This is a genomic window from Paraburkholderia bryophila, assembly GCF_013409255.1.
In the GTDB taxonomy this organism is placed as follows: Bacteria; Pseudomonadota; Gammaproteobacteria; order Burkholderiales; family Burkholderiaceae; genus Paraburkholderia.
Genome location: NZ_JACCAS010000002.1, coordinates 1,992,351 through 2,004,831 on the forward strand (window position 1 = coordinate 1,992,351; position 12,481 = coordinate 2,004,831).

Sequence of the window (12,481 nt, forward strand, 5' to 3'; positions counted from 1 at the left end):
TCGCCAGGATTGACTTAAATTCCCGAATTTAAGTCCCGCAATCGCTCCCCCGTCTTACTACTATCCGAACACCCGCCACGCAAAACCCGCGCTCCCGCGCGCATTCCCAACGTCCGCCACCATGCAAGCTCACCGAGCCCTGCCATGTTGAAACGCAGAACCTTCCTGCTCGGCGGCGCCAGCGCAGTGGGCGCGCTGCTGGTCGGCTGGTCGGTGCTGCCGCCGGGTCAACGGCTCACGACGTCCACGCCGTTACCCGCAGAAGGCACGCAAGTGCCGCTAAACGGCTGGGTCAAGATCGCCGCCGACAACAGCGTGACGATCATCATGTGCAAGGCGGAAATGGGGCAGGGCATCCACACCGGCCTCGCGATGCTGCTCGCCGAAGAGCTCGACGCGGAGTGGTCGCAGGTCCGCGTGGAGGATTCGCCGATCGACAGGATCTACAACAGCGTGCAGAACATCGTCGACGATCTGCCGTTTCGTCCCGACGACGACAGCGCCGTGAAGCGCGCGACGGTCTGGATGACGCGCAAGCTGGTGCGCGACGCCGGCACGATGATGACAGGCGGTTCGTCGAGCATCAACGATCTGTGGACGCCGATGCGCGAAGCCGGCGCCTCGGCGCGCGCGATGCTGATCGGCGCGGCGGCCGCGCAATGGCAGGTGCCGGCCGCCGAATGCCGCGCGGAAAGCGGCGAGGTGTTGCATCCGTCGGGGCATCGGGCGAGCTTCGGCGAGTTGTCTTCGCTGGCGGCGCAGCAGCCGCTGCCGCGCAACGTGGCGTTAAAAGACCCGGCCAACTTCAAGCTGATCGGCAAACCGGTCCGCCGCATTGAGGCCGCGTCGAAGATCAACGGCACGGCGCGCTTCGGCATCGACGCGCTGCCCGACGGGCTGCTGTATGCGAGCGTCGTCATGTGTCCCACGCTGGGTGGCACGGCCGCGCATTTCGACGCCGGGCCCGCGGAGAAACTGCCGGGCTTCATCAAGGCGTTCGCCGTCGCGCCGTACAACGGTGGAACCGGCGGCGTCGCGGTGATCGCCGACAACCCGTTCCGCGCGATGAACGCCGTTACCGCCGTCACCGTCGATTGGAACGACGGCGACGCGGCGCACATCTCGAGCGCGGATGTGCAGAGCCGTCTCATGCAAGCGCTGGACGACAGCGACGGCCATGCCTACTACCGCCTCGGCGATGTCGACGCCGCGCTGAGCGGCGCCACGCGCACGGTCAGCGCCGACTATCACGCGCCGTATCTCGCGCACGGCGCGGTCGAACCGCTCAATTGCACGGTACAGGTCGCGGACGGTGTGGCGACGGTGTGGGTGTCCACGCAAGTCCCCGCGCTCGCGCGTCATCACGTGGCCAAGGTACTGAACCTCGACGCCGACAAGGTCGACGTGCAAACGCAGTTGCTCGGCGGCGCATTCGGCCGGCGCCTCGAACTCGATTTCATCGCGCAGGCCGCGGTGATTGCGCGCCAGGGCGGTGGGCGTCCGGTGCAGACCATCTGGTCGCGCGCGCAGGATTTCACGCATGATTTCTATCGGCCCGCCTGCGTATCGCGGCTCAAGGCCGGTCTCGATGCACACGGCAAGCTGGTCGCGTGGGACAGCCTGTCCGCGGGTCAGGCGATCGTGCCGGAATCGCTCGCGCGCTACTACGGCGTGCCGCGACTTCCGATCGACAAAACCACCTGCGAGGGCGCATTCGATCAACCCTACGAATGGCCCGCCGCGCGTGTCGCGCACAAGATCGTCGACTTGCCGATACCGATCGGCTTCTGGCGTTCGGTCGGCCATTCGCATCAGGCGTTCTTTACGGAGAGTTTCACTGACGAACTCGCTGCTGCCGCCGGCCGCGATCCGATTGCGTTTCGCGCCGAACTGCTCGCGCGGCATCCGCGTCATCTGGCGGTGTTGAAGCGGGTTGCCGCGTTGTCGGAATGGGGGCGTCCGTTGAGTCATGCCGCCGACGGCGCGCCGCGCTCGCGCGGCGTCGCGCTGCATGAGGCGTTCGGCAGCGTCGTCGCGCAGGTGGCGGAAGTGTCGCTCGGGCCGGGCAAGCAGATTCGCGTGCATCGCGTGGTCTGCGTGATCGATTGCGGTTTGCCGGTGAATCCGAATCTGATCCGGCAGCAAATGGAAAGCGGGATCGTGTTCGGCCTCTCGACCGCGTTGCAGGACGAAATCACGATCGTCGACGGTCAGGTGCAGCAGAAGAACTTCGTGGATTTTCCGGTGGTGCGGATGAACGATTGCCCTGCGATCGAAACCGAGATCATGCCGAGTCAACTGCATCCGCAAGGCGTCGGCGAGCCGGGCGTGCCGCCGGTCGCACCGGCCGTGGCGAATGCGGTGTTCGCGCTGACGGGGCAACGTCTGCGCGCGTTGCCGCTGAAGCTGGCGTAACGCGCGGCAAGAACAGGAATCACGAGGAGACCCGTATGGGATCGCTAAACATCAACGGCCGCGCGGTAGCGGTGCAGGCCGAGCCGGATATGCCGCTGCTGTGGGTGCTGCGTGCCGAACTCGGCATGACCGGTACCAAGTTCGGCTGCGGCGTGGGCATTTGCGGCGCGTGTACGGTTCATCTGGACGGCAAGGCGAGCCTGTCATGCCAGACGCTGATGTCGAGCCTGCATACGCAGAAGATCACGACGATAGAAGGCGTGCAGGGTGCAGAGGCGCAGGCCTTGAAGGCAGCGTGGATCGATCTCGACGTGGTGCAGTGCGGCTATTGCCAAAGCGCGCAACTGATGGCGGCCTGCGCGCTGCTCAAACAGAAACCCAATCCCACGGATGCCGATATCGACGCGGCCATGTCCAACATCGTATGCCGTTGCGGCACGTATCCGCGCGTGCGGGCGGCGATCCATCAGGCGGCGGCGAAGCGTCGGTCGGTATAGCGCCGGCGACGTGTCGACGCGTTCGCTTCAGTGTTCGCCGCCGTCTCCGCTCAGTTAGCGAACATTTCCACCACAGCGACCACGGCCGTAAAAATGCCGATACATCCGCCCAATGTGACTGCGCCTTGCATGAATTGCGACATACGTGACCCTGTAGCGAGAGTGGTTGACCGAGAACATTTAACCCGAAATGAAAGCTTAAAGAAAGCTTATCAAAAATAAAACGTAAGCAAATTCGGGCTTATCCCAGGGCGCGGTTTGCCGCGAGCACACCCCAGTACGAGGCTTCTTCAAACAGCGACATGCCCGACAGATCCGCATGCGCGAACAGCACCGGTCCGTCCGCGTCGCGCAACGCGAGCAGGCCAGGACGGCTGAGGAAGCCGACGTCCGGCGTCGCCATCGCATGGCCGCGCACGGTGATTTCCAGCGCGGTGGCGTGACGCCATAAGTCGCGGCCATAAGCGGGTAGCAGATCGATTGCCGCTTGCGTGCGCAGGTCGTCGGGATGCGCGGCGGCGAGCCAGCGGCGGGTGTCGTCGGGCGTATTCAGATCGAGCGCCTGATACGCCGAGAACACCGAGCGTTGCGGCGGCGACAGACGAATCAGTTGATGCGTCGAGACCACATAGCCGAGACCTTCGCCGCGATAGACGACGTTGTCCCACGCGAGCGGCACACCTTGCGCTTCGCGCGGCATGCCGTCCATCAGAAAGTTGGAAACCAGCCACGGCGCACGCGGCGGTAGGTCGCGCGACGCGTCGAAACCGTACGCGGACAGATGCGGCATGACGTGCTGCGCGACAAAAAGCGGCATGGCCGACACCACGCGGCGCGCTTTCAGCACGAAGGTACTGAGCACGTTATGACTGTCGATGCATACGCACAACACTTCCACGCTACCCGGTTTCTCATCGACACGCGCGGCAAAGCCCGGCATTGACCACGTGGATTTGCCGACGCGTTGCGTGATCGACGTGCTCAGCTTGGTCACCATGCTATGCAGCCCGTCGGGCCAGGTCAGCACCGCGCCGTCTTCCGCATTGCGCGCATGGCCGCCGCGCGACGAGAAGTAGTGCAAGCCGGCCCACGCGGACACGTGTTCATAACCGGCGCCGAAATCGTCGCGGCACGCGTAATTCAGATACCAGTGCAGCGACGGCGCGGTATAGCCTTCGTCGAGCAGCCACTGTTTGAACGAGCGCTTGTCCAATGCGCGCCAGCGCGGCTCCTGCGACGACTGCGCGAGCGGAATGCAGAACACCTTGCGGCCGTCGCTGCCCACGGCGGTGCGCAGTGTGTCGGTGTAAGCGAAAAAGCGCTGTTGCTGCGCGATTTCCGCGTGATTCACGCCGAGCGTCGGCACCAGGCCGTCCTGCCATTGACCGTCGATCAGCAAGCGTTCGTCCGGCGCATGCACCAGCACGCGTTCGTCGAACACCGGCCGTGCGGTGAACGGATCGGCTTCGATCACGCCGAAGTCGGCGAGCATGTCGCGCAGGTGTGTCGATTTCATCGACGGTAACGGCAGATAGTGCGCACCCTTCGGATAGCCTAGCTCGCCATAGCGGCCGCCAGCCGCATTGCCGCCGAATTCGGGCCCGGCGAGCACGACGAAATTCTTATGCCCCGCTCGCGCGAGTTGCCATGCGCACGACAAACCGGCCGCGCCTGCGCCGAGAATCGCGATGTCGGTTTCGAGCGTGCCGGACGGCGCCGGCAAGCTGCGAAGGTCGCGCAGTGCGTGACCTTCGCGCATGCCGGGACTGTCGATCACTGGCGTCGTTTCGATCCAACCGGTGCGGCTGAGATCGGTCAAGGAGCCCAACGCGCCCACGCCCACCGCGCCGGCCGCGCCCGCAAAGAGAAAAGTGCGGCGGTCCATCAGCGCAGCACGTGCTTCCAGTCGTCGTCGAAAAGGCGGACGAGCGGCTGGTCGTTCATCTGGTTCGGCGCCATCGGCAATGCGGGCATGTCGGCGGGAAAGTGAAACATTTCAACCGCGGTTTGCGCGTCGAGCCAGCGCATCGGCTCCGAGTAATGCGTCGGGATCGTATAGTCGCGACGCTTGCCGGCAATCACGAAACCCCAGTCGCCGAACGACGGCACATAGCAGTGATACGGCCACGTGTTGAAGCCCGCCTCGCGCAAGGTATCCACAATCGTCCAATACGCATGCGGCGCGAAATACGGCGAGGTGGATTGAATCACCGCATAGCCGTTCTCGGACAGATGTCGCGACAGCATGCGATACACCGGCACCGAGTACAACCGGCCTAAACCGAAGTTAGTCGGATCGGGAAAATCCACGACGATCGCGTCGAAGACCTCCGCATTGGATTCGAGCCAGCGCACGGCGTCGTCGTTGATTACGTGCACGCGCGGATCTTTCAACGAGCCCTGGTTGAGTTTGACGAGCGGTGCCGAGGTGGAAAACATTCGCGTCATGGCCGGGTCGAGATCGACCAGCGTCACGGTCTCGATGTTGCGATGCTTGAGGATTTCGCGCACCGCGAGGCCGTCGCCGCCGCCGAGCACGAGCACATGCTTCGCCCACGGCAACGCTTCGAGCGTCGGATGAATCAGCGCCTCGTGATAGCGGTGTTCGTCGCGCGACGAGAATTGCAGATTGCCGTTCAGGTACAGCCGCATGTCGTCGTGCCATTGCGTGAGCACGATGCGCTGATACGGCGTGGTTTCGGAGAAGATCGTTTCGTCGCCATACAAGCCGTGTTCGGCCCAATGCGTCAGGCGCTCCGACAGCGCGAAACCCGCGCCGAGCAGGCTGATCACGAGTGCGGCGCGCATCAGCTTGCCCGGCACGTTGCTGATTTCGGCGCGGAACGTGTGCGTGGTCCACAGCGCCACCAGCGCGTTGAGAATGCCGAACAGAAAGCTGGTGCGCAGCAGGCCGAGACGCGGCGCGAGCACCAGCGGAAACAGCAGCGAGACCGCGAGCGAGCCGAGATAGTCGAAGGTCAGCACGTCGCTGACGGTGTGGCGGAACGCCTGGCGGCGCTGCTGGAACGCGCGCATCACCAGCGGAATCTCCATGCCGATCAACGCGCCGAGCACCAGCACCACCGCGTAGAGCGCCGCGCGAAACGGCGTGGACAGCCACGCGAACACGCCGAACAGCATGGCCGCCGACAAACCGCCGAGCAGGCCCACCAGCAATTCGATATCGACGAAGCGGTCGAGCACGTCGTCGTCGTCGACGAATCTGGCGAGCCACGAGCCCACGCCCATTGCAAACAGATAACAGCCGATCACCGACGAGAACTGCAATACCGAATCGCCGAGCAAATAGCTGGACAAGGTACTGCTGATCAGCTCATAACCCAATCCGCACGAGGCCAGCACCAGTACGGACAGTATCAGCATGCGATTATGTTTAATCTTCATGCTGGGCACTCCGGTCCGATCTGGATATACTGGCGGCGATTTGCGCGCGCCGTCGCGACACACAAAATCCGGGAGATTAAATGGGTGATGCCTTTTCTTATGGGATTCATTTACTGTCGGCGTTTGTGCTGATCCTCGGATTCGCGGCAGTTTACCTCAAGGTCACGCCGTTCGACGAACTTGCGTTGATCCGCGAGGGCAACGTGGCGGCGCTGCTGTCCTTTGCCGGCGCGTTGATCGGCTTCTGCCTGACGCTCGCGTCGAGCATTGCGCACAACTCCACGCTGGTGCTGGTGCTGATCTGGGCATTCGGTGCGATGATCGTGCAGGTCGTCACTTATGCCGTCCTCACGCGCTTATTGCCCGGCATGAACCACGCGATTGAAACGCGTAATAACGCAATGGGCGGATTGATGGGTGCGGCCTCGCTGGTGGTCGGCATTATCAACGCGGCCTGCTTAACGTAAATTCACGTTTAACGCATTTTCATCTTAATGCCTGATTGGCGGGCGCCTCGCACGAGGAGTACACGATGAGTCTCGGTTCGTTTATTCGCAAGCAGTTTGTCGACGTTCTGCAATGGACGGAAGACGGTGACGGCGTATTGGCCTGGCGTTATCCGATGGAAGATCATGAAATCCAGTACGGCGGCCAATTGACGGTGCGCGAGTCGCAAATGGCGCTGTTCGTCAACGAAGGCCGCATTGCCGACGTATTCGGCCCCGGCCTGTACACGCTGACCACGCGCACGCTGCCGCTGCTGACCAGTCTGCGCAATTGGGACAAGCTGTTCGAGTCGCCGTTCAAGTCCGACGTGTACTTCTTCAGCACGCGTTTGCAACTCGGCCGCCGCTGGGGCACGCCGCAACCCGTCACGATCCGCGACAGCGAATTCGGCCTGGTGCAGGTGCGCGCGTTCGGCATCTACTCGTACCGGGTGGTCGACGTGCCGGCGTTTCATCGCGAGATCAGCGGCACGCGCGGCGTTTATACCGTCGACGATCTCGAACAGCAATTGCGCAATCTCGTCGTGACGGCCATGAGCGTCGCGTTTGGTTCGGCCGATGTGGCGTTCGTGGACATGGCGGCGAATCAGGAGGTGCTGTCGCAACGTATCGGCCAGGCGCTTGCGCCGGTGTTCGCGCGCTACGGCGTGGCGCTCGATTCGTTCACGGTGCAAAGCGTATCGCTGCCGGACGCGCTGCAAAAGGCGCTCGACGCCCGCATTAGCGTTGGCGTAAGCGGCGATCTGAACAAGTTCGCGCAGTACCAGGCCGCGCAATCGATTCCGCTCGCCGCGCAGAACGCGGGCGGCGTGGCGGGTGTCGGCGCGGGCCTCGCGGCCGGCGCGGCGATCGCGCAGACCATGACGGGCGCGCTGAATCAGACACAGTCGCCAACTCCCGCACAACCCGCGGCCGCCGCGAACGACTACGTGGACCGCCTGCAGCAACTCAAGACCTTGCTAGACAAAGGCCTCGTCACCGAAGACGACTATGCGAAGGCGAAAGCCGAGATTCTCGCGAAGCTGACGAAATAAGCGCACTCGATGTTCAGTACTTCGTGTCCACAATGCGGCGCACCGCTCGAATTCCGTTCCGCCGCGGCCGTGATGGCCGTGTGCGGATCGTGCCGCAGCACCTTGCTCAAACACGGCGAGGCCGTTGAACGCCTCGGCGAAATGGCCGCGGTGTTCGAGGACTATTCGCCGCTGCAACTCGGCGCCACGGGCCAGTACCAAACGCGCTCGTTCACGCTGCTCGGCCGAATCCAGTTACGCTACGACGCGGGCTACTGGAGCGAGTGGTATGCCACCTTCGACGACGGTTCGTTCGGCTGGTTGTCCGATGCATCGGGCCAGTATGCGGTCACCACGCAGCGAGCACTTGAAGATAGCGAGACCGCCACGCTGCCGTCTTTCGATTCGCTGAGCCCCGGCGTGCCCTTCGAGTTCGACGGCAAGCGCTATCTCGCGTCGGATATCCGCACGGCGCAATGCGTGGGCGGCGAGGGCGAGTTGCCGTTTCGTGTCGGCGAGGGTTGGCAGGCGCGGGTGGCGGACTTCCGCTACGAAGACCATTTCATCACGCTCGACTACGCCGACGCCGATCAGCAACACGGCAAGCCGGCGCTGTATTCGGGCGAGTCGGTGGAACTCGCCGAACTCGCGTGTCAGGGCTTGCGCGACGAAGCGGAGATTCGCGAATCGGCCGGACGCTATCGCGGCGACCTGGCGGCGTTCACCTGCCCGAGTTGCGGCGCGTCGCTCGATTGCCCGGTCGGCGTCGCGGATTATGTGATCTGCGGCTCGTGCCATGCGGGCGTGGATTGCAGCGCGCCGCAGGCCACGCTGTTTTCGAAGAAGCGCACGCTCGAAGCAATCGACACCGCGTTGCCGCTCGGTGCGAGCGCAACCTTCGACGGTGCGAAGTACACGGTGCTCGGCCTGATGCGTTGCCGCACGCCGGACGGCGAATCCAGCTGGGACGAGTATCTGCTGCACAACCTCGAACGCGGGTTCCTGTGGCAAGTGCATAGCGAAGGCCGCTGGGAGCGCGTGGAAGTATTGAATCACTGGCCGATGATCAGCCAGAGCGGCCAGGTGCTCGACGACGGCAAGACCTATCGCGAGAGCGAGCACTACGTCTCCGAAGTGACCTATGTGGCGGGTGCGTTCAACTGGCGCGTGCAGGTGGGCGACAAGACGTCGATCACGGATTTCGCCTGGCGCGACTTCAAGATGACCCGCGAGGTCACCGCCGACGAAATCGTCTGGTCGCGCGCGAGGCCGCTGACCAACAGCAAGGTCGCCGAACGGTTCGGCATGCCGGAACTGGCGGCTGGCGCGGCGGCCAGCCGTCGCGCGACCCAACCCAAGGCTAGCGAAAGCGACCTCAAACCGGCCAGGGAAGGTTTCACGACCGCCGGCTTCGGACCGTGGCCGTGGATCGGCACGGGCGTGATGGTGTTTGTCAACTTCGGCAAGCTGTTCGAATTCGATGGCTCGACGGTGCTGGTGATTATCGGCATCCTGGCCTTGTGGGCGCCCGAGTGGATCTGGCGCGCCTTCCACGACGAGTCGAGGTCAGCGTGAGACAGTTTTTATATGCGCTCTACGCCTTCGTGGTGATCGCCATGTTCAGTTGCACGTCGATGACGGGAAGCGGTGGGAGTGGCGGCGGTTATGGCGGGACGTCGGCGCGTAGCGGTTATTCGTCGTATGGGGCGCACAAGTGAGCGGGGCGCTTCCGGTGTCGGAATTCGCGCCTACGGCCACGGCAATGGCCACGCCTGCGCCGCGTGACGCGTATGGCGCGCATGTGCTGGCCGATCTGGGCGGGATCGCGGCCGACCTGTTACGCGACGCCCACGCGCTCGAATCGATTCTGGTGACTGCGGCGAAAGAAGCCGGCGCGCGCGTGTTGTCGGCGCATTTTCATCACTTCGGCGGCGAGCATGGCGTGACGGGTGTCGTGTTGCTCGCCGAGTCGCATATCACGATCCACACGTGGCCCGAACATCGCTTCGCCGCCCTCGATATTTTCATGTGCGGCAACGCTCGACCCGAGCAGGCGGTCGAGCGGATCGCGCTTGATTTGCGGGCCGAAGTGAAAAACCTGCGCAGCTGCGAGCGAGGCATCGCGGCGCCGCCGCGTTAGCGCTAGCTCGCCTCAGATCAACCGCAGGGTCGACGCTTTCAACGTAGCCGCCGCGCGCGTCGAACATTCAAGCTTGCGGAACACGCTTTCCACATGCGTGCGCACCGTGCTCGGACTCATCTGCAGTGTTTTGGCGACTTCCTTGTTGCTCGCGCCTTGACTGATATGGCGCAAGACCTCCGCTTCGCGCGGCGACAGCAACGCTGCACGCGCCGGCTTGACGCGCTCGGCGACCGACTCATGCCCGTCTTTCTCGTCGCTCAGCAGCGCATGCACCGAGTCGGCATCGAAGCGACCTGCCGCGGCTTCTTCCTTGAGTACCGCCGCCGCTTCATCTGCCGACAACGCCGCGCGCCACGGACGCGGCGAGCGCAATGCCACCCAGCTCGCCGCCGCGGCCAGCACGCGCGCTTCGCGGCCGAGCATGGCGCCTGTCGCGCCGCGGAAATAGCCGGAACCGTCGAGCCGTTCATAAGCCTGCGACGCAATCTCCGATTCACGCGCGAGCGCACCGATCTGCTTGCCGGCGCGCGCGGTCCAGTAAGGGACGAGGCGCACCTTTTCCCACGCGGCCGGTGAAAGCCGCCCCGACGTATTCCAGATCGCGTTCGAGACCGCCATGCGTCCCATGCCATGAATCAGACCGGCGAGATAGGTGGCGTGACGAACGTCCTCGTCGAAGCCGAGGCGCGCACAACAGCTTGCCGCCGCTTCGGCCACGCGACGCGAATAGCCGGCCATCCACGGTAATTTCAGGTCGATCACGTCGGCGATGATTTCGGGCGCGGTGCCTTGCTGCATCGGCAACGCGTCGAGCGGTTCGTCGCGTCCCGCCGCGCTTTGCTCGTCGAGTTCGGCGAGCCAGTCGGCGGCTTGCGCAAACGCGACCCGAGCGAGCGCGTCGGGATATTTGTGGCCCGCCTTCTGCGCGATCAGTTTTTGCGCCGCGTCCAGGCCGTACACGCGGCTCAGAATTTCGAGGTCGCCCGCGAGCGCAACAAGAAATACGGCGTCAGGCACTCGCGCGCCATCGAGTTTTTGCGGCAGACCGCCGCCGTCCCAGGCTTCGAAAATGTGCCGCAAAGCGGATTGGGTGGCGCCCTCCAGGCCGAGCATGCGCGCAATTTCCCCGGATACCTCGCAGTGAATCTGCGCGAGCGGCGTGATCGTCGCTTCGAGCTGCCCCTGAGCTTCGACCGCGCCACCCCAGCCGGGCCGCATGGCGAGCATCGCCTCGCGACCGCCGATGTCGTCGCCGAGCATTTCCGAGAATCCCGACGCGTTGGCCGTGCAACCCGACCAGCGCAGCAGCGAAACCTCCTTCACGACACCGCATAGCGCGTCGTCATGGCCCGCGGCGGCCGCCAGCCGCGCGGCCAGCCAACTGGTGCGCAGCGAGTGGTCGGTGGGCTGACCCATGCTGAGATCGCCGATGAACGCCAGCGCCTTCACGGCGTCGAGCGCGCGGATTGTTGAAACGTCTGCCATAGGTGTCGACCTGTTTGTCCTGTCTTTCATTTGCCGCGCCGCGCGTGAGCATCGCAGTGGCCTTTCCGCGCCTCGGTCATTCGACCGATACAACCAGCGGACGGATCGGCGCATCCTTCAATCCACACTCTGACCCACTGATTTTCTCTTTCCCACAAGGACCAATAGTATGAATACCCTGCTCAAAAAATGCCTGGCCGCCGCGGTGATGTTCGGCAGCCTCCTGTCGATCAGCGCGTTGACGCCGGCCAGCGCCGCGCCCAACGACGACCTCAAAGGCAAGAACGTCGTGCTGGTGCACGGCGCGTTCGCCGATGGTTCGAGCTGGCAGAAGGTCATTCCGCTCCTGGAAGCCAAGGGGCTGCATGTCGTCGCGGTCCAGAACCCGCTCAGTTCGCTCGACGCCGACGTCGCCGCCACGCGTCGCGTGATCGATCAGCAGAACGGTCCGGTGATTCTGGTCGGCCACTCCTGGGCCGGCGCGGTGATCACGCAAGCCGGCAACGACGACAAGGTCAAGTCGCTGGTCTACGTGGCCGCGTTCGCGCCGCAGAAGGACCAGTCGATCAACGACATCCTGAAGGGCAAGCCCGCGCCTTCATGGGCCTCCGCGTTGCAGAAGGACTCAGGCGGCTATCTGACGCTCTCGACCGACGCCATCATTCACGACTTCGCGCAGGATCTGCCGGTCGCTCAGGCGCGCCTCGTGGCCGCGACGCAAGGTCCGTGGTTCGCCGGCTGCACCGACGACAAAGTGACACAGCCCGCATGGCAAAACAAGCCGTCGTGGTTCGTGGAGACCGAGAAGGATCGCATGATTCCGGCTGCGCTGCAGGACGCGATGGCGCAGCAGATCGGCGCGACGGTGATCAAGGTCGACGCGAGCCACGTCGCGATGCTGTCGAAGCCGACGGAAGTCGCGGCCGCGATTATCGAAGCCGCACGTGCGACGAAGTGAGTGGATGTGCTTGACGTTTGATGGCTGGCTTGCGTGAGTGAGGCAGTTGCCGGATAAAA

11 protein-coding genes are annotated in these 12,481 nt (G+C 64.0%); 8 read left to right on the plus strand and 3 right to left on the minus strand.

The features are described 5' to 3' along the window. Nucleotides 1-144 precede the first annotated feature (144 nt). Both GGD40_RS29925 and GGD40_RS29930 read left to right on the plus strand, forming a co-directional pair. Nucleotides 145-2,415 carry a xanthine dehydrogenase family protein molybdopterin-binding subunit gene (locus GGD40_RS29925; protein WP_179746081.1) on the plus strand — a complete coding sequence of 757 codons (2,271 nt, stop codon included), beginning with the start codon at nucleotides 145-147 and terminating at the stop codon, nucleotides 2,413-2,415. A gap of 35 nt (nucleotides 2,416-2,450) precedes the next feature. Then, nucleotides 2,451-2,912, plus strand: a complete 462-nt coding sequence (locus GGD40_RS29930; RefSeq protein ID WP_179710783.1) for a (2Fe-2S)-binding protein — start codon at nucleotides 2,451-2,453, stop codon at nucleotides 2,910-2,912. 241 nt (nucleotides 2,913-3,153) lie between these two features. On the opposite strand, the gene GGD40_RS29935 is transcribed toward GGD40_RS29930, so the two are convergent. Together GGD40_RS29935 and GGD40_RS29940 are read right to left on the minus strand one after the other, a co-directional pair. Continuing rightward, the gene (locus tag GGD40_RS29935; RefSeq protein WP_179746082.1) at nucleotides 3,154-4,797 is read right to left on the minus strand and encodes an FAD-dependent oxidoreductase; all 1,644 of its coding nucleotides are present in this window, start codon (nucleotides 4,795-4,797) and stop codon (nucleotides 3,154-3,156) included. Beyond that, nucleotides 4,797-6,311 (minus strand): polyamine aminopropyltransferase, encoded by a 1,515-nt coding sequence (locus GGD40_RS29940; protein WP_081936395.1) that lies wholly within the window; start codon nucleotides 6,309-6,311, stop codon nucleotides 4,797-4,799. The genes GGD40_RS29935 and GGD40_RS29940 overlap by 1 nt, the downstream gene beginning before the upstream one ends. 86 nt (nucleotides 6,312-6,397) lie before the next feature. Between GGD40_RS29940 and GGD40_RS29945 the strand changes: the two genes are divergently transcribed. From GGD40_RS29945 to speD, 5 genes are all read left to right on the plus strand, one after another. Further along, nucleotides 6,398-6,784, plus strand: coding sequence for a DUF350 domain-containing protein (locus tag GGD40_RS29945; RefSeq protein ID WP_179710779.1), 387 nt, complete (start codon nucleotides 6,398-6,400; stop codon nucleotides 6,782-6,784). 65 nt (nucleotides 6,785-6,849) lie between these two features. Further along, nucleotides 6,850-7,857 carry an SPFH domain-containing protein gene (locus GGD40_RS29950; RefSeq protein WP_179710777.1) on the plus strand — a complete coding sequence of 336 codons (1,008 nt, stop codon included), beginning with the start codon at nucleotides 6,850-6,852 and terminating at the stop codon, nucleotides 7,855-7,857. 9 nt (nucleotides 7,858-7,866) lie between these two features. After that, nucleotides 7,867-9,411: a DUF4178 domain-containing protein gene (locus GGD40_RS29955; protein ID WP_179746083.1), complete on the plus strand. Its 1,545-nt coding sequence runs from the start codon at nucleotides 7,867-7,869 to the stop codon at nucleotides 9,409-9,411. Then, nucleotides 9,408-9,554: a hypothetical protein gene (locus GGD40_RS29960; RefSeq protein ID WP_179746084.1), complete on the plus strand. Its 147-nt coding sequence runs from the start codon at nucleotides 9,408-9,410 to the stop codon at nucleotides 9,552-9,554. Before GGD40_RS29955 ends, GGD40_RS29960 begins: the two co-directional genes overlap by 4 nt. 44 nt (nucleotides 9,555-9,598) lie before the next feature. Beyond that, a complete protein-coding gene (speD, locus tag GGD40_RS29965; RefSeq protein WP_179747094.1) occupies nucleotides 9,599-9,976 on the plus strand; it encodes an adenosylmethionine decarboxylase in 378 nt (125 codons plus the stop codon). Between the two features lie 12 nt (nucleotides 9,977-9,988). On the opposite strand, the gene GGD40_RS29970 is transcribed toward speD, so the two are convergent. Next, nucleotides 9,989-11,464, minus strand: a complete 1,476-nt coding sequence (locus tag GGD40_RS29970; RefSeq protein ID WP_179746085.1) for an HD domain-containing phosphohydrolase — start codon at nucleotides 11,462-11,464, stop codon at nucleotides 9,989-9,991. Between the two features lie 169 nt (nucleotides 11,465-11,633). Between GGD40_RS29970 and GGD40_RS29975 the strand changes: the two genes are divergently transcribed. After that, nucleotides 11,634-12,422: an alpha/beta fold hydrolase gene (locus tag GGD40_RS29975; RefSeq protein ID WP_179746086.1), complete on the plus strand. Its 789-nt coding sequence runs from the start codon at nucleotides 11,634-11,636 to the stop codon at nucleotides 12,420-12,422. Nucleotides 12,423-12,481: the final 59 nt, after the last annotated feature.